The sequence below is a fragment of the Cutibacterium avidum 44067 genome (assembly GCF_000367205.1).
Classification (GTDB): Bacteria; Actinomycetota; Actinomycetes; order Propionibacteriales; family Propionibacteriaceae; genus Cutibacterium; species Cutibacterium avidum.
This window is the reverse complement of the sequence record NC_021064.1, coordinates 2,336,499-2,360,145: the sequence shown is the minus strand read 5'-3', so window position 1 is coordinate 2,360,145 and position 23,647 is coordinate 2,336,499. Positions and strand designations below refer to the sequence as shown.

Genomic DNA, 23,647 nt, shown 5'->3' with positions numbered 1-23,647 from the left:
AGGCGGCCGTTTTTCGTCACCTCATTCTTGGGCGGGTCCATGCCACTTGCTGCCAGGCAGACAGACCCAACCTCGACGTGAAGACCTTTGGCTCCCCGGAGACGGGGTCGGTGAATCCCATCTGCCAGGCCTGCAACTGCAACGGGTGGCTGAAGTCATCCACCGGGGTATCCAGAAGTACCGGGTAAAAGGGGTCATTGACTATAGGAGCTCCCAACCGCTGCATGTGGAGACGAATTTGGTGGGTGCGACCAGTCCTCGGTCTAGCCTCGTAGAGGCCCAGCCCATCATGCTCGGCCAGCAAAGTGATGCCAGTCACGGCATTCGGCTCGCCCGGAATCTCACGAGCCTGCAGGATGCCTCGTTCCTTGATGATTCTCGACCTCACCTGCCAGCCGTCTTTCGTCACCACGACCCCGTCCCCGGCACGGTGTTGCACCACAGGGGCGACCAACCGGTACTTTTTGAACACCTTCCGGCGCTCGAACATCTCCTGGTAGGGCCGACGCCACCTCCTCTCCCTGGTCAGCAGAAGCACTCCGGCAGTGACCCGGTCGAGACGATGGGCCACGGTCAGTTCTGGTAACCCCAGCTGGGTCCGCAGCCGGACAACGACCGACTCGAGAACGTGCCGACCTCGCGGAATTGACGACAGGAAGTGCGGTTTGTCGACGACCAGGATCCGATCGTCGGCGTACAAGATCCCGATACCAGCTGGGACAGAGGTCTCCTCAGGAAGATCGCGGTGGAAGAAGACAAATGTCTGCGGAGCGAAGGGGGAGCTCCCCGTGAAGACACATCCGGCTTCGTCGACGAACCTCCCCTCGTCGAGCATCTCGTCAACTCGCTGCCCACCCACTCTGACGAGCTTTTCGACCAGATAGTCACGCATCGTCAGCCAGGGCCAGCCGTCAATCCCCCGTGCGGTCGCCAACCTGCGACATTCTCCGTGATCGGGAGTGTGGACCCATGCCGATTCCAGGCCGTGACGTTGTGGAAGAGGCGATCGGGGCACCATGTCAGCCTACGGGTAAGCCGACGCCGACCCCACACTCCCCTCAGTTCCGGTTCACAAGAATCCCGTCTCGCGGACTTACAGCTCAAGGCAGTGTTTCACACCGGCCGCGAGGCGGGATTTTGGGTTCTCTGACGTGTCCGAGCCACCCCAGATGTCGACCACGCCGGGAACCATGTCCTACAATACCTAGTACCACTAGGGTTTTGTGGAGGTCGGCCCACCTGCACCTCCCCGGCAAAGGAGCAAGCCCATGACGACAACCCCGAACGAAGCTGCCCAGCCTCAGCAGAAGCAGTACGCGAGTACCGGCCGTCTTGGCGCAGTCATGTTCATCGGACAGTTGGGCTGGGCCGCCGTCGGCGCAGCCTGTGGAACATTGCTCGCGGCACTGGCTGCTGAAGTGAAACCTGAGGACAAGGTCGACTTCCTCGCCCTGCTCACCACCACGGGAGCCATCGCAGCTGTCATCTGCATGATCACGGCAGGCACCCTGTCAGACCGCACGAGGTCACGGTTCGGCCCGCGCAACCCTTGGATCATCGGCGGCGCAATCATCGGAACCCTGGCCTTCGCCGCCATCGGCCTGACCAGAAACCCCGCCCTCCTCGTCATCGCGCACATGATCTACCAAGGCGGACTCAACTGCATGCTCGGCGCCTTCAACGCCGTTCCCCCGGACTACGTCCCCGACTCCGTACTCGGCAAGGTGTCCGCCTTTGGCGGCGCGGGCTATCTTCTGGCCCAGATCATTGGTGCGGTTATCGCAGGGGCGCTTGTCACCCGACCATCCCAAGGATTCCTCGTCGCAGCCTGGATGATGCTGATCTCGAGCATCATCGTGGTCTTCCTCCTGCCACCTCACCCGCTGCGCAATCACTCCCCACGGCCGCCGGTCACCTGGCGTCAGTTCGCATCCCAGATGAAGCCGCCCGCGGATGGACAGTTCTGGTGGATTCTGGTTGGCCGGTTCCTTTTCGTCATCTCCCTGTTCATGGTGATGCAGTTCCAGCTCTACATCGCCACTGACGAGATGGGAATGACACGGGCAGCCGCTGGAAAGCTCATTGCCATGAACTCAGCGGTTCTCGCCGTCACCGCCGTCATCCTCGACGTCATCACCGGGCCATGGTCCGACAAGGTCAAGCGTCGCAAGCCCTTCACGATGATCGCCCCGCTCATCGCGGGAGCGGGTGTCATCCCTCTCTTCCTGGTCAACGAGCCCTGGACCCTCACCGTCTTCGCAGCCATGGGCGGCGCCGCTTTCGGTACGTACATGGCCGTCGATGGCGCGCTCATGGTCGAGGTTCTGCCCAACCGTGACGATTCGGCTCGTGACCTGGGCTTCCTCAACGCCGCCAACTCCTTGCCGATCGTCTTCGCCCCCGGTATCGGCGCGACGCTGGTAAAGACGACCGGCTATCCCGGACTCTTCATCGCAACGATCGTCCTGGCCGTCCTCGGATCGTTGTGCATCACACGAGTGACAAGGGTGAAATGAGATGAAACTGGATCCACGACTAGCCGAAATCCTGGAGCGTCAGCCCCAGAAGGAACAGACGCTCGCGGAGCAACGGGCGCAGCAAAATGACTTCGCAGCAAGCCTACGGGGAAAATTGACACCCGAGATTCCCGACTCACTGGAGCTCGAGGATCGCATGGTGCCAGGCCGCGATCGCCCCATCCCGGTCCTGATCCAGCGTCCGGAGGGCCTCCCCGATCCCACTCCAGTACTGGTGTGGGCCCACGGCGGGGCTTTTGTTCACGGCTCTCCGCGCACCGTGCTCTCCCGCACGGCCAACATTGCCCGGCGTGCCGGCATGTGCGTCGTCAGCGTCGACTACCGGCTGCTGCCCGAGCACAACTACCCCGAGAACCTGCATGACGTCGTCGATGTCGTACGATGGGTTGCAGAAAATGCCCAAGCTGAGGGGTTCGACGCATCCAGGGTTGTCGTCAGCGGGGACTCAGGCGGCGGAAATCTCGCGGCTGCGACAGGAATCACCTGCCGCGATGAGGGTGGCCCGAAGATCCTCGGTCAGGTCCTCGAGGTGCCGGTTCTCGACCTTTCAGACACTTCCGACGCGATGGCCGAGGCCCAGCGTGACGCCCCCGGTCTCGCGGCCGTGCTGCACCACAGCCATGTTCGTTACTTGTCTCATGGGGCGAGTCTTGACGACCCGTGCAGCAATCCGATCTGTCTGGAGGATGCGACCGGCCTTCCGCCGACGTTTTTGCTCAACTGTGAGGTCGACCCGCTACGCGACGATTCCTTCGCGTGGCAACACAAGCTGGAAGCAGCCGGGGTGCCGGTGCAGCTGACGACGATCCCGGGGATGGCCCACGCCACCCAGAGCTTCACCCTCGCCTTCCCCCAGGCGAAAGAGGCTGAGGACAACATGATCGCCTGGCTGCGCGATCTCATCTCCTGCTGACATACGATGGCCGGGCCCGGGGATTTTCGTCACCGGGCCCGGCCGTCGTCACGTCTGTGTGGATTCCCAGGACCTCCGCGTGAGGTGCCTCAGTTCAAGGGCTCACCAGCGACGCTGAAGGTCACCGGGGTCTGCGCCTCAACCGTGCGAGAAACGGTGCAGTTCTTGTCTCGCGACATCGCGACGACGCGATTCACCAGTCCCGCCGCCTCATGGCCCTCGTCGGTGTCGGGGAAGCTGAGCTGGAAGTCGACCGAAACGTCCCCCAGGGATGCTCGGCCCTCCTCGTCGCTCACCTTGGTGCCCATGACGGACACGGTGAACTGGGTCGGCCCGCCGCGACGGCTCGTCACGGTGTCGACATCGACGGACGAACATCCACCGATGGCTGCCAGCAGCAACTCGACGGGGGTGAACTCGGCATCCTGACCGGAGCCGAAACGGATCTGACCGCCACGCGCGTTGGTGGCGGTGTAATGGCCCTCACTACGACGGACCAGGGAAACCTTCTTGGTGGCGGACGGCATGATTCCTCCTCAGCGCACGAACTCTTCGATGACCTTGACGAGCGCCTTCTTCGTCTTACCGCCCTGCAGCGACTTGACGAGCTGGCCGCTCTGCCAGACCTGAATCGTGGGCAGGGACATGATTCCCTGCTCGGCCGCAATCCGGGTATTGGCGTTGGTGTCGACCTTGGCGAAAACCATCCGGTCGCCATAGACCCCAGCCAGCTCCTCGATGATCGGGGAGAGCTGCTTGCAGGGGGCGCACCAGTCAGCCCAGTAGTCGACGAGGACGGGCTTGGCAGCCCCGAGAACCTCGGAGGCGAAGGTCGCGTCGGTGACCTCGATGACGTTGTTCATGACAGCCTTTCTAGTTCGACCAGATGAGTCTAGGTCGTGGTGGCTCGAAGGGCACCTCCGGTTCACAACCACCGAGCGGTTACCCGGCCCATCCAGGCAAAACCACTGGAAGCACCCAGCAATCCAGTCCCGGTGCACAAAAACGCCGACCCGCGGGGTCGTGAAACACCAGAGTGCTCAAGACCCTCTCGAGTCGGCAGTTTTTGCACCCGCGGCGGTGGGTGCCGACGGCAGATACCAGTGACGGTGGGTGCTCGTGGCCGTGGAAAGGTGAGCAGAGCCTCACGGCTCTCGGGCATCGTCACGCCCGCACTGGGTTCACACCCCCTACCGAGGCGGGCCAGGGATCACCTCTCCCCACCGAAGAACTTCTCCCAAGGCAGGTCGAGCGGCGCATTGTGGGCGACGATCTCGTACAGTGCCCGCACCAGCGGGAAGTCGGTCTCGGCAATGACCCCGCGCTCGGTCAGCTTTCCGATCGCCTCGCCAACGACGCCGATGGCGGCAACCCCCTCGAGGGTGATGCCCTTCATCTTGACGTTGCGGATCTCCGAGAATGGCACTCCGGCTCCGACATAGGTGCCGGCGCGTACATTGCGTCCGCCCATCGTCGTCACGAACATGTCGCCAACACCGCCCAGACCGGTGGCCACCTCGGCATCGCCGCCCATGAAAGAAACCATCTGCTTGAGCTCGCGGGCTCCCTCACCGAACAAGGCTGCCGTGTAGTCGTACATGACGTACCTGGCATCAGTCTGGCCGGCCTTCTCGAGCATGCCAGCCGCAAATCCGCCTCCAAAGGCGAAAATGTTCTTCATGCAGGCACCGACCTCGTGTCCGATGAAGTCGGTGGACGTCCAGACGTGGTAGTAGTCGTTGCGATACGCCGCAGCTAGCCGGTCCAGCACCTTCTGCTCCTCACCGCAGAACACCACACAGGTGTTGCGGTGCACAGCCAGCTCACCGGCAATTGACGGTCCGACGATCGCTGCCCAGTGAACCTCGTTGGCAAGGTCGCCCATGTGCTTCTTCAACACATCAGGAAGGATGTGAAGGGTACCGTCCTCGTCAGCCTGCATGCCCTTGGTGACGCACAGGATGGTCTGGCCCGGCTTCGCCAGCTTGGCCAGCTGTTCACCGGCCCAGTCCACACCGAACGAGTTGACGCCGCTCATGATGACGTCGGCCCCCTCGACGGCTTCGGCAGCGTCAGCAAAGTGATAGGCCTTGACGCGTTCGTCGACCTTGAGCTCGAGAACAGGATGCTCCCGGGTGGCCTGAATGGAATCAATGATCTCGTCATCGAGGTGGGTGCCGATGAGACGGACGTCATTGCCGTTCTCAACGGCGGGGAAGGTCAATGCGGTGGCCATGACGCCCGCACCGAGCACTGCAATCTTGAGCATCTTCGTACCTCCGAAGGTGGGTTGTGGCCCGGCAATGGGCCCGACACCATTCACGCTAACCACTGGTCACACGCGAATCCCACATTCGTCAGCAGTCTGCACTTCCGTGCAGAAATGAGGGTCCGGACCCTGGGACCACACAAAGGATCACTGCAGAGCCTGCTCGGCAGCATGGGCATCGACAACGAGGTCCGTGCACAATCCTCCCTGCAAAACGGTCTCCACGGCCTCGGCCTTTTCGACTCCCGATGCAACGGCCAGGACTCGTCGAGGACGCGAAGGATTGTGGTTGTCGCCTGCTACCCTGACGCAGTCCAAATCCACTGAAATCGTGCGCGAATCCAGTTCCTCGTCGACGACCTCGCCGTGGACGTCGACGTAGTGGCTCATGATGTCTGCGCTGGCACCCTTGCGACGCAGCTCCTCGATACCGTCCTTCGTGACGTGGCCCGCCGTCACCAGGATCGAATCGGTACTGACAGCTCCGGGCGAGTAGACGAGGAGATCAGCCTTGTGGGCAGCCTCCAGCGGGCGTGAGACCGACGCGTCCTTGCGGAGCATCTCCCCCAGATCCGCCGATCCGACGATCGTCGGGGCCTGCAGGGTGAGAGATCTGCCCGGGCCGAGTTCGGCCATCCGCACGACGGAGCGTCCCACCAGGTCGTTCCTCGTGACGGCAACACCGCCGTTGGTCTGGGCGACAACGACATCGGGATCCCAACCAGACCCCAGGTGCTGAGCAAGATGAGCCGTCGTCCGTCCCCAACTCACCGCGACCACCTGCGGCTGGGGTCGCCACTCGGACAGCCGCTGAGCTGCCATCCGAGTGACAAGGTCCAGGGTCAGTTCGTCACTGGCCTGGACGGGCACGACGACGGCCGTTTGCAACCCGAAGGTTTCCACCAACTCGGTCTCGAGCCGGTGATGCCGGGCGAGTGGGTGATCAATGGTGATCTTGACTATCCCGGTGCGGCGAGCTTCCTCGAGAATCCTGCCAACCGTCCAACGGCTCATGGAGAGTCGTTGGGCGATCGCGGCATGGGTCATCTGCTCAAAGTAGTACATCTCCGCAACGTGGAGCATCTCTTCGTCTTGGCTCGCCCGGCGTCGGTTCGACATCGTCATGCCTCGGTCCGCGTCACAGAACGGACTTGGCGACCTCTGCGACGTGGTCGGCGGTGAAGCCGAACTTCTCGAACAGCAGGGTTCCGGCAGCAGAGGCACCGAAGTGCTCCAGGGAGACTGAAGCACCCTTGCAGCCGACATACTTCGACCATCCCATGGCGATACCGGCCTCGACGCTGACACGAGCGGTCACCGAGCTGGGCAGAACCGACTCGCGGTACTCCTCATCCTGCTCGTCGAACCACTCCTGACACGGCATCGAGACGACCCGGGTCGGGACCCCGTCAGCCTCCAGCTTCTTCTGCGCTTCGAGGGCCACCGACAGCTCGGATCCGGTGCCGATGAGGATGAGCTTGGGCTCTGCGCCGGCCTCGGACACGACGTAGGCACCCTTGGCAACACCCTCGGCAGAGGCGTACTCGTTACGGTCGATCGTCGGCAGATCCTGACGCGACAGCACCAGTCCGGCGGGACGGTCGATGTGCTCCAGGATGGTGCGCCACGCCACCGCAGTCTCGTTGGCATCGGCCGGACGGACGATGTCGAGGCCCGGGATGGCACGGTAGGAAGCCAGGTGCTCGATCGGCTGATGGGTGGGGCCGTCCTCACCAACGCCGATGGAGTCGTGGGTCCACACGAAGATCGACGGAACCTTCATGAGGGCCGCGAGACGGGCCGAGGGACGCATGTAGTCGGAGAAGACGAAGAAGGTTCCGCCGTAGCAACGGGTCAGGCCCGACAGGGTGATGCCGTTGAGGATGCCACCCATGGCGTGCTCGCGCACACCGAAGTGGATGGTGCGACCGTAGGGGCCACCTGGATCCTTCTCGGAGCAGCGATCCTCGGGCAGGAAGGAGTCGGCCCCCTTCATGGTGGTGTTGTTGGAGCCGGCGAGGTCTGCCGATCCGCCCCACAGCTCGGGAAGCTGAGGACCGAGAGCGCTCAGGACGGCTCCGGAGGCCTTGCGGGTGCTCATCTTGCCGGGCTCGAAGGTCGGGATCTCGAGATCGTCGGGCAGCTTGTGGGCAAGCATCCGCTCAAGGAGGTCGGCGCCGTCAGGGTTGGCGTCGTGCCAAGCGACGAACTTCTTGTCCCATGCCTCGCGCAGACCCTTGCCGCGCTCGGCGAAGGCGGAACGCACCTTCTGGACCATCTCGACGTCAATGGCGAAGGGGGTGTCCTCGAAACCGAGCTTCTCCTTGAGGGCGCTGACGCCCTCGGTGCCGATCTTCGCACCATGCACCTGGGCCAGGCCGGCGAGCACCGGGATCGGCCAGCCGATGACGGTGGTCAGACGGATGAAGGACGGCTTGTCGGTGACGGCCTTCGCGTTGTCGATGGCCTCCATGAGGGCCTCGACGTTCTCCTCGTAGGTGGTGCCCCCGTTGGTGAAGTCGACGTGCTGGACGTGCCAGCCGTAAGCCTCGTAACGAGCCTCGACGTCCTCGGAGAAGGCGATGGTGGTGTCGCCCTCGATGGTGATCCGGTTGTCGTCGTAGAACAGGATGAGGTTGCCCAGTTCCTGGGTCCCAGCCAGGGACGACGCCTCGGAAGCGATGCCCTCCTGCATGCAGCCATCACCGGCAATGGCGTAGACGTAGTGGTCGAAGGGGCTGGTTCCGGGAGCGGCGTCCGGGTCGAGGAGGCCACGCTCACGGCGAGCTGCCATCGCCATGCCGACGGCGTTGGCAACGCCAGCACCGAGCGGGCCAGTGGTGGTCTCGACGAATTTCGTGAGGCCGTACTCGGGGTGGCCAGGAGTCAGGGATCCCCAGGTACGCAGGGACTCCAGATCGGACAGCTCGAGGCCCAGACCGGCCAGGTAGAGCTGGGTGTACTGGGTCAGCGAGGAGTGTCCTGCGGACATGATGAAGCGGTCACGGCCGAGCCAGTTCGGGTCGGCCGGGTCGACGGCCATGACCTTGTGGTAGAGCAGGTAGCCCAGCGGGGCCAGGGAGATGGCGGTGCCGGGGTGCCCGTTACCGGTCTTCTCGACGGCGTCGGCCGCCAGCACTCGTGCGGTGTCGACAGCGAGCCTGTCGGTGTCGGTCCACGTCAGTTCGGTTGCCACGATGTTCCTCTCGTATTGGCTTGTTGGCCTGATCTGTGTGATGTGTTGTCGCTCGTCATGGCGATGGGTGGGGGCTCAGGTCCTCACTGGGAATCCTATTCGCAACCCCATCGCCATGCACTTGTGGGGGTGTCGATGTCACAAATGTGCAAGGATGCCTTCCTTCGTCACCCTCTCTTGACCTCCCGGGCCCGCAAACGTGCTTGGCGTCGGATCTCCTTGAGCCGGCGCATGACCTGGTTTCCGCCGCGGCCGAAGTAGTCGTGAAGACGAGCGTATTCGGCGTACAAGGCGTCATATTGAACGGCTCGCTCCTCATCTACCTGGTAGACCCCCTCAAGCTTGCCTCCCATGGCTTGGGACGCTGCACGCACATCGGGGTACGCGCCGGCGGCGACCGCGCCGAAAACTGCCGAGCCACGTGACCCTGGCTGCTCTGTAGCGCCCACGGACAGCGGCACCCGACAAATATCGCTCATCAGCTGCATGAGGAAGTGGTTCTTGGTGAGGCCTCCGGCAACGACCATCTCGTTGATCTCGATTCCGGCGTTGCGGAACGATTCGATGATCGTGCGAGCGCCGAAGACAGCCGCTTCCAGGAGGGCGCGGTACTGGTCTTCCGGGGTGGTGGTGAGGGTTTGGCCAAGGATCGTGCCGGACAGCTTGGAGTCAGCCAAAACTGACCGGTTGCCGTTGTGCCAGTCAAGGGCGATGAGACCGTGCTCACCCACCTCTTGGTCAGCGCACTTCTCGGTCAGCAGGTCGTGGATGGTGATGCCGCGACGCTGTGCCTCCTCGGTGTAGGAGGCGGGCACGCAGTTCTCGACGAACCAGGCGAAAATGTCACCGAAGGCGGTTTGACCGGCCTCGTACGCCCACGATCCCTCGATGATCCCGCCGTCGACGATGCCGAAAACTCCCGGCACCTCTCGGCATTGGGAATCCGACACGATGTAGCACGCCGATGTTCCCATGATCGCGGTCATCTGACCGTTTTCGACAGCCTGCACAGCCGCAGCAGTGACATGAGCGTCAATGTTCCCGCTGGCCACCGCAATTCCTGCCGGCAGACCGAGCTGCTCGGCAAATTTCGACGTCAAGCCACCTACCCGTGCTCCTAGGGGGACGACCGGCGCGTTCATGCGGGTTTCAAAAACGTCAGCGAAGTGCGGGTTGAGGTTCGCCAGGAACTCTTTCGATGGGTACTTGCCGTCTTGGTACGTCCGCTTGTACCCGGAGTCGCCCTGGGCGAAGGTGAGAACCTCGGTGAGTTGCCAGGTGATCCAGTCAACGGCGTCGCAGAAGACGTCGGTGGCCTGATAGACCTCGGGCGCCCGCTCCAGGGTCTCGAGCACCTTCGGCAGCAGCATTTCGGGGGACAAAATTCCCCCGTAGCGCGCCAACCACGGCTCGCGTCGAACCTGGGCCAGCTTGACGATGCGATCCGCCTGGTCCTGAGCACCGTGGTGCTTCCACAATTTCACCCAAGCATGGGGGTTGTTGGCGAATTCGGGCAGCTGACACATCGGTGTGCCGTCAGATTTCGCAGCAATGACGGTCGAAGACGTGAAGTCCACCCCGATGCCAATGATGTCGTCGGCGTCGACGCCGGCATCGGCGATCGCTCCGGGAACAATTGTCGTCAGCGCCTCGATGTAGTCGCTGGGATCCTGCAGGGCGAAGTCTGGCGGCAACTTTTGACCGTCCGCCGCGCTGAACACCCGATCCATGACTCCATGGGCATATTCGTGGACAGCAGTGCCCATTTCGGTACCGTCGCCAACTCTGACGATGACAGCACGTCCCGACAGAGTGCCAAAATCCAGTCCCACCACGAACTTGTCGGCCATGACCCTCTCCTCGATGCAGTCGTGGGGTGAGGCCGGGGCGAGTAAGCCGGCCCGCGCCCCACGACGGTCTATGTGTCAGTTCTGACGGACCTTGTCAGTCCTGCGGCCAGGGGCGCTGACCCCAGAATCCGTCAGCCTCGAACAGCGGCTCAACGAAGTCGCTGATGGTCCCTGTCTCCACCAGCAGGTCGAGCAGGGTGTACCGCGACCTGATCATCTGGCACCGGTAGTAGGTGTCGTGGAAGCGCTCCCGGGTCAAGCCGATCTGGGCTGGATGGTAGATGCCGCCAACGGCCTGAATGATCTTCTCCACGTGGGCCGCAGGCATCACCTGAGCGCGGCAGCGCTCCTGGATGGTCGGCCACTTCGACCTCACGACCTCCAGACGCTCGCGCAGGGCATCCGCGTCGAGGTACTTGTCCATCGTCTGCTTGACGGCCGGCTCCAGCATGTCGCCGGTGAAGTTGGCGCGAACCTTGGCCTCCATCTCCTCGGCCGTGGGCCACTTGGCGACGGCGGTGTCGACGTCAAGAGTCGTGAAGTCATGCTCCAACACCTTCTCCCACAGGGCCAGCACCGAGATGGTTCCCAGGCCCACCTTGAACCCGTGAGTCAACGGGGGTTCTTGATCCATACCGAGATGCTCCATCTCCCACACATGGGAGAACTGGTGGCCGGCACCAGACGCGGGACGAGACGAGATGCGGTACTTCTGCATCGCCAAACCGGACATCACAAGACCCTCGACGAGACCGTTGAATGCCTCCGGCTTTCCATTCGCAAGGCCCTCCGGGTCACTGATCGCGCTGGCCAGCGGACCCTGGACGAGATCCCACACCTCTTGGTCAATCGGCTCGACACCCAGCTCGTCAGCGACGATCCAGTCAGCTCCGGCCGGGATCTTCTCGATGAGGTCACCCAGTCCGGTGGCGGTGCAGCGCTGGGGCGCACCAGCCATCATCGGCAGATCGGCAATGAGGGCCTGGGGGGCGCGACAACTCATGGTGTGTTTGAAACCGTTCTCGGTGATGGAGGCGCCGAAGGCAGCATATCCATCCATCGATGCGGCCGTGCAGACGTTCATGTAGCGCCGCCCCAGCTCGTCACTGGCTCGCTTGGTGAGGTCATTGAGGGTGCCCGAACCGATGGAACAGGCAATCACCCCGTCGAGGTCACGGATGTGGTCACGGATCTTCTCGATGTTCTCGTAGCAGGCGTAGACGGTGGGACGTCCCGGGAAGATCATCGGCTCGACGGTCTCGACCCCGTGTGTCTCGAAGGACGCCTTGGTCTGCTCACCGGCAACGGCCCAGGTGTTCTCGTCGGCAATGATGATCGCCTTCGCGCCACCGAACAGTTCCTTGAACACGCGCCCGGTTTCATCAAGCACGTCGTGACCCATGATCACGACGTCAGTGTCGTCGCAATCGGCCAATGCCTTGTCAATCAATTCGGACATTACTTCTCCTCTGATCGGTGTGATCGTCAGTTCTTGTCGGCCTCGTGATCGACCATGTCATGAATCATGGGGCGCAGTTGCGGGTAGGTGTCGCAGTACTTGTCCACGTAGTACTGGTACTCCTCGTGACGCTCCTGGTCGGGCTCGATGACGTCAATCTCGTGAACCATCTGCTTGGCAGCCTCGGGCAGGTCCTTGAACAGGCCAGCACCGACGGCGGCGACCATGCAGGTACCGAGCACGACGGCGTCGCCAACCTCGGTCAGTGCGATCGGGACGCCTGCGACGTCAGCGTGCATCTGCATCCAGTCGCGACTCTTGGTGGCACCGCCACAGGCGACCATGCGGTCGACCTCGAAACCGGCAGCCTTCATGGCGCGCAGGTTGTGGGCCGTGCCGTAGCAGACCGACTCCTGAATGGCGTGGTAGAAGTGCGCCGGGGTGTGCATGAGGGAAAGTCCCCAGATGATACCGCGAGCCTTCGAATCGGTGTACGGGGTGCGGTTGCCCTGGAAGTACTCGTTGATGATGAGGCCGTCGGATCCGGGACGGATGTTCCGGGACTGCTCATTGAGGACGTCGTAGGGGTTGAGACCGATCTTCTCTGCGGCAGCGGTGTAGTCGGCGGCGAAGTTGTCCTTGAACCACTTGAGCACCGAACCGGTCGAGACCTGGCTGCCCTCGACGGTGTACTGGCCGGGCATGACGCCGTCGGTGTACGCGCCGAAGAATCCCTGGCCGTGGATCTCGGTGTCGGACTGGCCGGTCAACACGTGCGAGGAACCGGTGATGAGAGCCATCGAACCCGGGGACAGCACGCCCAGTCCAATCTGGCCGGCCCATGCATCAGCCAGACCCTGAGCGACCGGAATTCCCGGACGCAGACCGAGCAGCTGAGCAGGAATTGTGCCGAGGGTGCCGACCGGGGTGCCGAGATCGAGGACCCGCTCCGGGATCTTGTCAAAAACGTCACCACAGCCGATGGTCTCGTAGAAGTCCTCCGGCCAGCCGCCCTTGTCGCGGTTGTAGTACATCCGGATGGCGGCGGAGTTGATGTTGGTCGTCCACTCGCCGGTGAGTTTGTAGGTCACCCAGTCCGGTGCGTCGACGAGGTGAGCGGTCCTACGATAGGTCTCCGGCTCGTGCTCACGCAGCCAGGCGGCCTTGAAGGGATACCACTCGGCGGTTGCCGGGGAGGTCCCGGCGCCGTTGTAGAGGCGGGCGACCGAGTCAGATCCCTCCGCGCGAGCGGCCTGCTCCGTGGCGCGGACGTCCATCCACATGATGGCCGGACGCAGTTCGTTGCCACGCTCGTCCATGGCAACCATCGTCAGCGTCGTGGCGTCGTAGGAGATACCGGCGATGGCAGCCGGGGAGATCCCGGCAGCCGCGATGGCACGATGACAGGACGCCTGAAGGGCCTTCCACCACTCCTCGGGATCCTGCTCGGCCCAGCCCGGACGGGGGTGGGTAGTCTTGTACGGGGTCGCTGCGAAGGTCAGCGGACGTCCTTCGAGGTCGAAAATTGCCACTCGGCACGACTCGGTGCCGTAGTCAATGCCCAAGAGGTAAGGGCCGTTGTTCAACATCGTTGTCTCCTGTGAGTGTGTCTTGAGGGGCTGCGGCCGCGATGCTCGCAGCCCCGTCGTCGTGTCAGTCGTTGTCTTCGGTCCAGCCGAGCTCCTGCCATGCCGAGGCAGGGATCAGCCGGTCAATGCGATCCAGGGTCCAGGTCGGACGGTGCTCGGCATCCAATGCTGCGACGTCATCCGCGGTGGCCTCACCGGTCAGCACGCAGGCTGATTTCATGCCGGTGTCGAGGGCCATCTGGATGTCGGTCTGCAGTCGGTCACCGACCATGACGCAATCCGACGGATCGACGTCAAGCCCGGACAGCGCCTCGGTGAGCATGACCGGGGATGGTTTCCCCAGGCTGACCTTGCACTGCTGTCCGGTACACGCCTCGATGGCTGCTGTGATGGCAGCGCAATCGGGCTCGCCGCGGCCGCCCGGGAAGGGGCAGAACCGGTCCGGATTGGTCTGGACTAGGAAGGCGCGCTTGTGGAACCAGATGGCGTCGAAGGCTATCTGCAGCTTGCGGTAATCGAAGGTGCGATCGTACGAGGCGATGACGATGTCGATCTTCTCGGGATCCTCGCACAGCTCGACACCGGCCTCCTGCAAGCTCCGCTTGAGGGGCTCCTCCGCGATGGCGAAGACCTTGGCGTCCGGGTGGTTGTTGACCAGCCAGCGCGTCGTCGTCACGACCGTGTTGGAGATGTCCTCGATAGCGGTCGGCAGGCCCAGCTTCTCGAGCTTGTCGACGTACTGACTCGGATCCTTCGTCGGGTTGTTCGACAGGAACCTCACGGGAATCTCGCGACGACGCAGCTCCTCAATCATGCGGCGGGCACCGGGCAGGAGGTGGTCGCCGAGGTAGATGGTGCCGTCCATATCGAAGACATAGGCATTGGCGAATGCGGTTGGTGCGTCGATGACGTCATTCATACTTGCTACTTCCTTGGGTCAGATCAGGCGAACAGGGCAACCAGTGTGACGACCACGGTGTTGCTCAGCCAGATGGCAGCAGCAGGCGGGTCGATGTGGCTGGTGCCGCGGTCGTACCAAAGCCGTGCGCAGAACTCACCGAGACCAGCGGCGAAGATGCCGAAGATCGCGGCGATGAGCAGGGCGACCGCCGCCATTCCCCAGGTGTGGGAATCCCACGTCGAAGTGGCCGTCCAGGTATAGGTGCCAATGCTCTTGCCCATCAGCAGCGGGAAGAACTGCACTGCGGCCAGGCCGGCGATGTTTGTCACGTGATGCTGGACCGGCATGTTCCGGTTGGTGATGAGGAACAGGATGATGACGGCCGAGATTCCGAAGCAGAAGCTGTTGGCGTTGAGGGCGGCCAGGTTGTTGTCGAAGCCCATCTCGGTGAGGCGGGCGCCGACGTTGGCGGCCAGGAAGAGCGAGGCTCCACCGGCGAAGATGCCGAAGAGGGAACCGATCGTCAGCAGCTGGCTGGGCTTCTCCTGCCACTCCAGCCACCGTCCATTGGGACCCGGCTTGATCTTGGCCGGGAAGGTGGTGGCGTCTTCATGGAAGAGCTCCGGGTTGTGCAGGGAGCCATGGAACAGACCCTTTCCGGGGAGACCGCCGAAGGCGAGGCGGGCGAGCAGACCGGAGATCAGCACCGTCAGGGCAACGGAGTCGGTGTGCTTGCCGAACCACGGGATGTTGGAGATGCCAATCTGGCACAGGTATCCAAAAACGCCGAAGAGGGCACCGATCAGGAGGATGTCAGGGCGGCCGATGCCGGCCAGCGGGGTGTTGACGTCCTTGCCGTCATCGAGACGGCCACGGTAGCGGGCGTAAATGGCTCCCGCGACGCCGCCGGCGAAGGCGATGTGCGGTCCCATGAAGGGACCGAAGGCCAGGTAGTCCAAGCCGAAGGTGTTTCCGGTTGCGGCAAAGACTCCCCAGGAGGCCAGCACGCAGAAGCCGGTGAGGACGAAGGCATAGTTGCCGCCAATGGCAGCTCCGACAGCGCCGCCGGCGATGGCGGCGAGGAGCCCGAAGATGAAGACTCCAACAGAGGTGGTGAACATCGGTGTTCCTTCATGAGGGCGGGATCTACCCGCGATCGGATGTCCGTGGGCAACGACGGTGCTGCACACGGTCTTTCTGGGCGTCCTGGAGGTCGTCCCCCAGGGGATAGGGTGGCTCAGATGTGAGGTGTGAAGTGGGTGGCGCGGTCATCGGCGCCCGCGCCACACCGGTGTCAGCAGCAGCTGCCCGGGGCAGTCTCCCCGGCGATGTCGCCTGATTCGTAGGCGTTGATGAGATCGACGTTGGTCTTGGAGTGAGAGCTCGGGTCGAAGGTGTACCCAATGAACTCGCGGGCCAGACGACGGGCGAGCTCGAGCCCGATGACGCGCTGTCCCAGACACAGGACCTGGGCGTCGTTGGACATGATGAGGCGCTCCACGGAGAAGGAGTCGTGGGCGGTGCAGGCTCGGATGCCCGGCACCTTGTTGGCGGTGATGGCCATGCCCATTCCGGTGCCGCAGAGGAAAATGCCTCGATCGGCCTTGCCATCCTTGATGACGTGGGCTCCCTTGACGCCGATGTGCGGGTACAGGGTGTCATCACCCTCCTGGACGCCGACGTCGATCACCTCGTCGACTCGCGCATCAGCCTCGAGATCGGCCTTGATGGCGTCCTTGTACTGCACTGCCGCCGGATCTGCGGCGACGACAATTCTCAGTCCCATGATCCCTCCATGCTTCGTTGCCGTGCGTTGGGGAGTCTCACTCGCGAATGCGAGAAGCAACGACTCATAGTGTTTATATTAACACTGTTGATGTGAAAAGTAAGGGCCTTCAGTGTGGATTTCGCCACAGTCGGGCGCGGTCATTCGGGTGTGAACGGGACGTCAGCGATCAAAAGTGTCCGTAGCGGACAGAATCACCATGACTTCTGGTGAATGGGTGCGGAGAGGCACGGACAGATTCACACCACGCGTGTGAAAACCCCGTCGAAGCGGTGCGGTGTGTGAACGGTGCGGTGTGTGATCGGCGCGGGGGCGCGAAGCGGAAACGATCGTCGTCAGGACCCTGACGAATCATCCCCCACGACCATGAGGTGGACGCCAAGATCGCGCAGCTGGTCAAGAATCCCGTGTGGGGTGTGGGCATCGACGACGACGTGATCAAATTCCGTCAGATCGGCAAATTTGAACAGCGCGCGTCGTCCGAACTTGGTGTGGTCGAGCAGCAGGACCCGCTTCTCGGCTGACTCGAGCATGGCCCGTTTGACCTCGACGACCTCCTGGTACGGGTGATAACAGCCGGCCTCGAAGATCCCCGAAGCGGACAGAAAGCACAGATCCGCGTGCATGGAACGGATCATCCGAACCGCCGCGGGGCCCATCAACGACTTCGCCCAGGACTGGTACTCGCCACCTGAGACGACGAGCTTGTCCGAGCCATTGGCAATGACCTCGTCGGCCACCAAGAGGGAATTGGTAACAACCGTCAGTGGTGAGTGGTCTCCGAGGGACCGCAGCAGCCACACTCCCGACGTCGAGTCGTCGAGCATGATCGAGCATCCTGGGCCAATGAGATCGCCGGCAAGGTCGGCTACCGCCTGCTTGTCCGTCGAACTCTGCTCCAGCCGAAATGTGGCGTCCGCCTCGTGCAAACCGTTGGCAACCGCAACCACCCGGCCGCGGTGGCGCTGCAGCACTCCACTGGCTTCGAGGGTCGCAAGGTCGCGATAAACCGTCATGGCAGATACACCGGTGGCCTCGACGAGGTCCTCGACGGTAACCGACCCCGCTCGAACGACCGCCTCGGCAATCGCAAGCTGACGTGCCCGCGGCCCGTTCTGGCCCTTGAGAGTCGTGGTCCCACTGCCGGCCATCACCCATCGCCTCCCAACATGTCCAGCTCGCAAGAATCCTATCTGCGAGATAGTCGCATGCTGTTCTCAAGCGCAGAAATTGGCAGTTGACCACGATCGCGTCAGGCTGCAACTCACGGACGATCCGAATGGGATCGTCAGCACCCCACTGCTACGGACCCGTCCCCGAGGAGGAGAAGTCGAACCAGAGGACGTCGAGCGGTCCGTAACCGGAATTCCCTCACCTGACCATGCAAAAATTGCCGATAGGACTCGAGATCTGGCACATGATCAGGGGCGACGCCCCGCATCGGGTGATGACGGTCGTCATGGTGCAGGAAGTTCGGTCGTGACCAGTCACTTAGGGAGAAGTACAAGCCCACCCAGGTCCCACGGTTCCGAACGGCTACGAGAAACTCAGCAACGAAGTCTCAACCTAATATCTTGGCCGTCGTGTAGCGAAGATACAGACTCGAACAACGCATATCCATCATGATGTGTGGCAGTGAGAATAGCGTATTGATAAATCCCTGGCGATCATCCTCTCGACCGACCTCACCCATTCATCACGCACCGAAAAAGTATATTCTTCCCAATGAATAGACATTCCGAAACGATCACGACTCCACCGCACAGAACGACCAAACCTGGCTTCATCAACAGCCTGCATGCCACGAGTGCGACACAACCGCCGAGGACTGGTCCAGTCATCTCCAGTGATCGGCCGAATCAGCTAGCGGACGCCTTTTCGATGGCCTCCCACAAGCCATTGAGATAGGGGATTCCGAGAGCGCGGTCGTACAGCGGGTATCCCGGTCGGCCCATCTCTCCCCAGATCATCCGACCGTGGTCCGGACGAATGTAGACGTCCGAGCAGTGATCGTGAATGGCCTTCATGATGGCGTACATGTCCAGGGATCCATCGCTGGAGAGATGTGCCGCTTCCTTGAATTTCTTGTGTCCCAGGAACTTCACGTTGCGGACATGAGCCGCAGCAATTCGTCCCATGTCTCCGTACTTCGTGAAAATGGCAGGAACATCATTGTCTTGATTTGACCCCAGTGACCCTGCACACACACAGCGAGTTCGCCGGGGAATCAACGAGATCGACAACCTTCTGTAAATCTGAATCGCTGTGAACGACGCGTGGAATTCCGAAGATGTCCCAGGCGGGATCATCGGGGTGGATAGCCATCCGGATACCGACCTTTTCACAGGTCGGAGCAATTCCCTCCAAGAAGTAGCGATAGTTGTCGCGCAGCTGGTCCGGAGTCATGTCGGCGTACTGGGCCATCACCTCGTCGAGGTCGGCCAGTCGCTCAGGCTCCCAACCGGGCAGCGGAAAGGCCGACGAATCCAGGGTGGCCTTGACGATATCCTGAGAAGTCAGACCCTCGAGCTCCTCGTGGTCGTAGTACAGGCAGGTCGACCCGTCCTCGTTGCGGTGGAAGAGCTCGGTGCGCAGCCAGTCGAACACCGGCATGAAGTTGTAGACGACCACCTTGATCCCATGAGCTGCGAGATTCTCCAGGGTCTTGCAGTAATTGGCGATGTAGGTGTCACGAGACGACTTGCCGAGCTTGATGTCCTCATGGACGTTCACCGACTCGATGACCTCGCACTCCAGGCCGGCCTCATTGACCTTCTGGACGTAGGAGGAAATCTCCTCCTCTGACCACACCTCTCCGACCGGAATCCAATCCATTGCCCCCATGATTCCGCTGGTTCCGGGAATTTGACGGATATTTTGCAGGGTGATGGGATCGGTTTCCGGACCGTACCACCGAAATGTCATCTTCATGATTGTGCAAACTCCTTGTCCAGAACCGCCCTGACGGCACCCGGATCAGCCGTCAGACGAATGAAGAATTGTTCAACGAGCTCCGCCAGTGGCGTCGTCGTCAGGTCCACACCGAAGATGTCGGCGCGGCGCAGGATGGGGGTGATGACCTTGGGATCCTCGTCACCCAGATGAACCCCTGCCACAACGGGTTTCAGATCATCAAGCAGAGGATCGGGGGAAAGCTCGACCGGCCGGCCGTCATCGGCGATGCCCATGAGGTATCGGCACCAAGCGGCAAGGATGAAGGGGATCGCCCGTAGCGACGCGACGTCCAGGGAATCATCGGCGAGATAGGACTTGATGGTCTCGCCGAAACGGATCGGAATCTTCTGTGAGGAATCAGTCGCAATTCGACTTGGTGTATCGCCCAGGAATGCGTTTGGGAAGCGTTCCTCCTCAACCTCCCGGAGGAATTCCTTGGGATCGACAATTCCGGGGTCACTGACGACCGGTAGCCCCTCCTGCCATCCCAGACGGTGCACCAGGCCAGCGAGACCGGGATCCTTGATGGCCTCATCGATGGTGGGCTTGCGCAGCAGCACGCCGGTGACGGCCAGAGCAGTGTGCAGCGGGTTGAGGCAGGTCGTCACCTTCATCCGCTCAAATCGGTCGCACGTGTCGCGGTCGGTGAAGTGGACTCCGGCCTTCTCCAGCTCCGGGCGCCCATTCGGGAAACAATCCTCAATGACGAGGTATTCGGCCGACTCGGTGTTGACGAATCCCGCCACCCCGGCGTCGGGGTCAATCGACATGTCCTCGAACCCCATCGAGGCGAGTTGGTCGGCAACCTTCTGCGAGGGGGCAGGAGTGATCTTGTCGATGACCGAAATCGGGAAGGCGACCTTCTCCGCGATCCATTCGACGACCTCGTGGTCGATGGTTCCCCTCTTCTCCCACTCCTCGGCGATCGTCAGCACTGAGGTGCGGAGCTTGTCTCCGTTGTGGGAGAAATTGTCACAGGAGACCAGCGCAACCGGAGTGGCCGGCGTGCGAACGCTGCACCAGCAGGGCGGCGACAAGGGCCATCGTCGTCGACATCGCATCGGTCATGGGGTTGCGGCCCAGATCCTCGACGACGGCGTCCTGGAAGGAACCGTCGTACCCGGTGAGCTGGTAGCCCTTCTCCGTGATCGTCAGGGTGATCAGCTGCAGGGAGTCAGCACATGCGATCCCGGTGATGCGACGGAAATCGTCAGTACGTCGGTAGGCCAGTCCTTCGCTGATGGAGGCGATGGCTCCGAAGTCAGTGTGGCCATCAGCATGGGAAGTGACTCCCAGGGTCAGCAGGTCATGGTCGCCAAGGCCACGATCGAGGCGCTGCGGACTCCGCTGCGCAACGACAGCGACGCCGCACTGTTCCGCTCCCGAATTCATGACGTGTTGAGCCAGTCGAGCGATGTGGACGCGGAACAGGTTTCCGGGACCAATATGCATCCAGCGCGGATGATCATGGGCCTGACTACGCATTCGTTCGACATCGAAGGTGGGAACGCTGATGCCGGCATCCGTCAGTACGGAACCACGCAGAGAATCGAGACCGAGTTTCATGACATGTCCTCCGGATCAGAGCCCGAAGACGTGGGCGGGCTGCTCCACGACGAGTCGGTGAGCAATCTCAACCGCCTCGTCCAGGTCGAGCCTGCCTGAAACCACCAGTTCGGCGAGATGGGCGGCATCCAGACGCCGGCTCATGTCGTAGCGTGCAGGAATCGAGCAGAAGGCGCGAGTGTCGTCGATCATGCCGCTCACCCTGCTGAACCCAGCCATCTCCGTGATGGCGTGCTTGAACCTCATCACCGACTCGGGGGCGTCGATGAACCACCAGGGCACTCCTATGTAGAGGCTGCGGTACCAACCGGCCAGCGGAGCGATTTCCCGCGAGTAAAGGGTCTCGTCGATCGTGAAGATGACCAGCTTGAGGTCAGTGTTCCCAAATTTGTCGAGCAACGGGTGCAGGGAGTCGACGGCTTCCAGAGCAATCGGGACATCAGAGCCGATGTCGGCCCCGAAACGGCGGAAGGCGGACGTGTCATGGTTGCGGTGCACCGCCGGATGGACGGTCATCGTCAGGCCGTCCTCACTGGCCATCCTTGCCTGATCAGTGAAGAGATGCCGACGCAGCAAGGTCATCTCCTCAACAGTGGCCTGCCCCGCAACCGAGTCGGCAAAAATCGCCGCTGCACGATCGTGGCCAAGGATGACGGTGCCGAGATCACGGTGGCTGTGGTCACTGGAGACCGCTCCGTGATCCTTGAAGTAGGCACGACGAGTCTCCATGGCGGCGGTGAACCCGTCGAGGGTGGTCGCGTCGTAGCCGCTCACCTCGGACAGCTTCGCGAGGAGGTTCGTCCAGCCCTCGGCCGCCGGTTCCAGGTACTTGTCGGGGCGGAAGGTGGGAGCAACACGACGGGTGAAGGTCTCATCCGTAGCCAACCGCGCGTGGCCGTCAAGGTCATCGCATGGGTCGTCGATGGTTGCGATGAAGGCAATGTCGAAGGAGTCCATCAGGGCTCGGGGGCGGAAGTCGGGCTGAGCGATGTGCTCAGCGATGGCGTCATAGATGTGATCAGCGGTCTCGACGCTGGGGCGCTCGGTGACACCAAAAATGCCGACGAGCTGGTCAACCAACCAGTAACGCATTGCAGTACCTGCAAAGTCGCGCCAGTGTTCGCAGAGGATTCGGAAGGCCTTCCGGTTGTCCTCCTCACTCATCGACTCTCGACCGACACCAAGGTCCTCGAGATCGACACCATTGGCATGCAGCAGGCGATTCACGTAATGGTCGGGGGTGATGAGCAGGCTCGTCGGGTCGGAGAAGGCCAGGTCATCAGCGATCCATGACACCGGAACGTGTCCATGGGGAGAAATGATGGGCAGATCCTTCGTGGATCGGTAGATTTCGCGCGCAGCGGCCAGGGCAGAGGACTCGCGGGGCAGCAGGCGATCCTCGGAAAGGGTAAGAGTCGGCGTTGACATGCCACTCACTGTGCCCCGTGACGACATTTCCTGGAACGAGTTGCCGTCACTTGCCCCACTTCGTCAGCCAGATTCACGCGCCATGAAGGACACCGGGACGATGTCCTCGCTGGGGGCCTGACGCTCATGCCGGCTCGGCCTCTCCACCATGTCGAGGAGACGATTGACGGCGACCATGCCCATCTGGAACTGGTTGACGCGAATCGTTGACAGGGCTGGTGAGACCAACGCCGAGAACGGAATGTCGTCGAACCCGGTGACGGCCACGTCCTCAGGAACCTTCACCCCACAAGCCATCGCTCGCCTCATGAATCCGATGGCAATGAGGTCGTTGTAGGCGATGACGGCCGAGGTTGGGTGGTCCTTCCACATGTCGAAGGCCTCGATGCCACCCCTGATGGTGGGTGTCGGGCAGGCGAGTTGATGCACCGTCACTTGTCCGTTTCGCCGCGCCCCGTCGAGCAAGCTGCGCCATCTCACTCCGGATTGCCACGATGCCGTGGGTCCTGCGAGGTAGGTCACCGTGAAGCGTCCATCGGCCACGAGATGGGAAAGCGCGTCTCCAAGTCCTTCGTCAGCAGCCGGCGTCACCGACGACACCCCTGGCACCTTGCGATTGACGGTAATCACCGGTTTCATCCCGGCCAGGTGCCGTAAACCGGCGTCAGACATACGTGAGCCGGCAAAAATGAAACCATCAACGGTGGCCAGGGATCGCTTCGTGGTCTCGGACTCGATCTCGGAGGACTCGTTGGAGTCGATGAGGACGACCATGTAGCCCCGCTTACGGGTGCCGGCGAAAATCCCCTTGACGGTGGCACCGAACACCGGGTTCATGGCGTCAGCAACGCACGCAGCCACGAGATGATGGGTTCGACTCGCCGATACTCTGGGCACCTCGTCCTGACGATAACCGAGCTCCCGGGCGACCTGAAAGATCCGTTCCGACGTCTTGACGCTCACCCGTCCCGGACGAGAAAACGCCCGGGAAGTGGACGGAGCAACACCGGCAGCCCGTGCGACGTCGCTGATGGTAACCGGTGTGGTGGACCCCTCGCCTACCCCCATGCTCTGACTCTACCGCTGGCCGGAGTGTCTCATGCCCGAGATGCACAGGGTGCAAACCGTGGCAAAGGATCGCGGTTCTCAGCGCCACAGTGCGACTCTCTAAACAAGGCGATGTTGCCTGTCCACAAAT

At 62.2% G+C, this 23,647-nt stretch carries 17 protein-coding genes and 2 pseudogenes; 2 read left to right on the top strand and 17 right to left on the bottom strand.

The genetic code is table 11. The features are described from left to right. Positions 1 to 16: 16 nt before the first annotated feature. A complete protein-coding gene (locus PALO_RS10750; protein ID WP_023032129.1) occupies positions 17 to 892 on the bottom strand; it encodes a pseudouridine synthase in 876 nt (291 codons plus the stop codon). A gap of 451 nt (positions 893 to 1,343) precedes the next feature. Here PALO_RS10750 and PALO_RS10745 point away from each other — a divergent pair, with 451 nt between their 5' ends. Then, positions 1,344 to 2,516, top strand: coding sequence for an MFS transporter (locus PALO_RS10745; RefSeq protein WP_036902134.1), 1,173 nt, complete (start codon positions 1,344 to 1,346; stop codon positions 2,514 to 2,516). 1 nt (position 2,517) lies between these two features. After that, positions 2,518 to 3,450 carry an alpha/beta hydrolase gene (locus PALO_RS10740; protein ID WP_023033234.1) on the top strand — a complete coding sequence of 311 codons (933 nt, stop codon included), beginning with the start codon at positions 2,518 to 2,520 and terminating at the stop codon, positions 3,448 to 3,450. A gap of 89 nt (positions 3,451 to 3,539) precedes the next feature. Here PALO_RS10740 and PALO_RS10735 read toward each other — a convergent pair whose 3' ends face one another. From PALO_RS10735 to PALO_RS10660, 16 genes and pseudogenes are all read right to left on the bottom strand, one after another. Further along, the gene (locus PALO_RS10735; RefSeq protein WP_004809989.1) at positions 3,540 to 3,977 is read right to left on the bottom strand and encodes an OsmC family protein; all 438 of its coding nucleotides are present in this window, start codon (positions 3,975 to 3,977) and stop codon (positions 3,540 to 3,542) included. Between the two features lie 9 nt (positions 3,978 to 3,986). After that, the gene (gene trxA / locus PALO_RS10730; protein WP_004809990.1) at positions 3,987 to 4,313 is read right to left on the bottom strand and encodes a thioredoxin; all 327 of its coding nucleotides are present in this window, start codon (positions 4,311 to 4,313) and stop codon (positions 3,987 to 3,989) included. A 347-nt stretch (positions 4,314 to 4,660) separates the two neighbouring features. After that, entirely contained in the window at positions 4,661 to 5,719 is a 1,059-nt protein-coding gene (locus tag PALO_RS10725) for an NAD(P)H-dependent glycerol-3-phosphate dehydrogenase (protein ID WP_015583568.1), read from the bottom strand. A 147-nt stretch (positions 5,720 to 5,866) separates the two neighbouring features. Continuing rightward, on the bottom strand, positions 5,867 to 6,838 hold the full coding sequence (locus tag PALO_RS10720; RefSeq protein ID WP_023033235.1) for a sugar-binding transcriptional regulator: 972 nt from the start codon (positions 6,836 to 6,838) through the stop codon (positions 5,867 to 5,869). A 19-nt stretch (positions 6,839 to 6,857) separates the two neighbouring features. Continuing rightward, entirely contained in the window at positions 6,858 to 8,915 is a 2,058-nt protein-coding gene (gene tkt / locus PALO_RS10715; RefSeq protein WP_015583566.1) for a transketolase, read from the bottom strand. A gap of 167 nt (positions 8,916 to 9,082) precedes the next feature. Next, entirely contained in the window at positions 9,083 to 10,765 is a 1,683-nt protein-coding gene (locus tag PALO_RS10710; RefSeq protein ID WP_015583565.1) for a ribulokinase, read from the bottom strand. A 94-nt stretch (positions 10,766 to 10,859) separates the two neighbouring features. Further along, a complete protein-coding gene (locus PALO_RS10705) occupies positions 10,860 to 12,224 on the bottom strand; it encodes a sn-glycerol-1-phosphate dehydrogenase (RefSeq protein ID WP_004810004.1) in 1,365 nt (454 codons plus the stop codon). A 26-nt stretch (positions 12,225 to 12,250) separates the two neighbouring features. Then, positions 12,251 to 13,813, bottom strand: coding sequence for an FGGY-family carbohydrate kinase (locus tag PALO_RS10700; RefSeq protein ID WP_015583564.1), 1,563 nt, complete (start codon positions 13,811 to 13,813; stop codon positions 12,251 to 12,253). A gap of 64 nt (positions 13,814 to 13,877) precedes the next feature. After that, complete coding sequence (locus PALO_RS10695) at positions 13,878 to 14,732, bottom strand: HAD-IIA family hydrolase (protein WP_015583563.1); 855 nt, start codon at positions 14,730 to 14,732, stop codon at positions 13,878 to 13,880. 23 nt (positions 14,733 to 14,755) lie between these two features. Next, the gene (locus PALO_RS10690) at positions 14,756 to 15,835 is read right to left on the bottom strand and encodes a DUF7973 family transport facilitator (RefSeq protein ID WP_015583562.1); all 1,080 of its coding nucleotides are present in this window, start codon (positions 15,833 to 15,835) and stop codon (positions 14,756 to 14,758) included. Positions 15,836 to 16,008: 173 nt separating this feature from the next. Continuing rightward, positions 16,009 to 16,500, bottom strand: a complete 492-nt coding sequence (locus tag PALO_RS10685; RefSeq protein ID WP_015583561.1) for an RpiB/LacA/LacB family sugar-phosphate isomerase — start codon at positions 16,498 to 16,500, stop codon at positions 16,009 to 16,011. 335 nt (positions 16,501 to 16,835) lie between these two features. Beyond that, positions 16,836 to 17,651: a DeoR/GlpR family DNA-binding transcription regulator gene (locus PALO_RS10680; protein WP_004810014.1), complete on the bottom strand. Its 816-nt coding sequence runs from the start codon at positions 17,649 to 17,651 to the stop codon at positions 16,836 to 16,838. 708 nt (positions 17,652 to 18,359) lie between these two features. Continuing rightward, a pseudogene (locus PALO_RS10675) lies at positions 18,360 to 19,425 on the bottom strand (mannonate dehydratase). Positions 19,426 to 19,427: 2 nt separating this feature from the next. After that, a pseudogene (locus PALO_RS10670) lies at positions 19,428 to 21,021 on the bottom strand (mannitol dehydrogenase family protein). Between the two features lie 15 nt (positions 21,022 to 21,036). Further along, complete coding sequence (gene uxaC / locus PALO_RS10665; protein WP_021108122.1) at positions 21,037 to 22,449, bottom strand: glucuronate isomerase; 1,413 nt, start codon at positions 22,447 to 22,449, stop codon at positions 21,037 to 21,039. Between the two features lie 63 nt (positions 22,450 to 22,512). Beyond that, positions 22,513 to 23,517: a LacI family DNA-binding transcriptional regulator gene (locus tag PALO_RS10660; RefSeq protein WP_023033241.1), complete on the bottom strand. Its 1,005-nt coding sequence runs from the start codon at positions 23,515 to 23,517 to the stop codon at positions 22,513 to 22,515. Between the last annotated feature and the right edge of the window lie 130 nt (positions 23,518 to 23,647).

Excerpts from the sequence above, each read along its gene's own strand:
- PALO_RS10750 (WP_023032129.1), bottom strand. The coding sequence starts at position 892 with ATGCGTGACTATCTGGTCGAAAAGCTCGTCAGAGTGGGTGGGCAGCGA.
- PALO_RS10745 (WP_036902134.1), top strand. The coding sequence starts at position 1,344 with ATGTTCATCGGACAGTTGGGCTGGGCCGCCGTCGGCGCAGCCTGTGGA.
- PALO_RS10740 (WP_023033234.1), top strand. The coding sequence starts at position 2,518 with ATGAAACTGGATCCACGACTAGCCGAAATCCTGGAGCGTCAGCCCCAG.
- PALO_RS10735 (WP_004809989.1), bottom strand. The coding sequence starts at position 3,977 with ATGCCGTCCGCCACCAAGAAGGTTTCCCTGGTCCGTCGTAGTGAGGGC.
- trxA (WP_004809990.1), bottom strand. The coding sequence starts at position 4,313 with ATGAACAACGTCATCGAGGTCACCGACGCGACCTTCGCCTCCGAGGTT.
- PALO_RS10725 (WP_015583568.1), bottom strand. The coding sequence starts at position 5,719 with ATGCTCAAGATTGCAGTGCTCGGTGCGGGCGTCATGGCCACCGCATTG.
- PALO_RS10720 (WP_023033235.1), bottom strand. The coding sequence starts at position 6,838 with ATGTCGAACCGACGCCGGGCGAGCCAAGACGAAGAGATGCTCCACGTT.
- PALO_RS10710 (WP_015583565.1), bottom strand. The coding sequence starts at position 10,765 with ATGGCCGACAAGTTCGTGGTGGGACTGGATTTTGGCACTCTGTCGGGA.
- PALO_RS10705 (WP_004810004.1), bottom strand. The coding sequence starts at position 12,224 with ATGTCCGAATTGATTGACAAGGCATTGGCCGATTGCGACGACACTGAC.
- PALO_RS10700 (WP_015583564.1), bottom strand. The coding sequence starts at position 13,813 with ATGTTGAACAACGGCCCTTACCTCTTGGGCATTGACTACGGCACCGAG.
- PALO_RS10695 (WP_015583563.1), bottom strand. The coding sequence starts at position 14,732 with ATGAATGACGTCATCGACGCACCAACCGCATTCGCCAATGCCTATGTC.
- PALO_RS10690 (WP_015583562.1), bottom strand. The coding sequence starts at position 15,835 with ATGTTCACCACCTCTGTTGGAGTCTTCATCTTCGGGCTCCTCGCCGCC.
- PALO_RS10685 (WP_015583561.1), bottom strand. The coding sequence starts at position 16,500 with ATGGGACTGAGAATTGTCGTCGCCGCAGATCCGGCGGCAGTGCAGTAC.
- PALO_RS10680 (WP_004810014.1), bottom strand. The coding sequence starts at position 17,651 with ATGGCCGGCAGTGGGACCACGACTCTCAAGGGCCAGAACGGGCCGCGG.
- uxaC (WP_021108122.1), bottom strand. The coding sequence starts at position 22,449 with ATGTCAACGCCGACTCTTACCCTTTCCGAGGATCGCCTGCTGCCCCGC.
- PALO_RS10660 (WP_023033241.1), bottom strand. The coding sequence starts at position 23,517 with ATGGGGGTAGGCGAGGGGTCCACCACACCGGTTACCATCAGCGACGTC.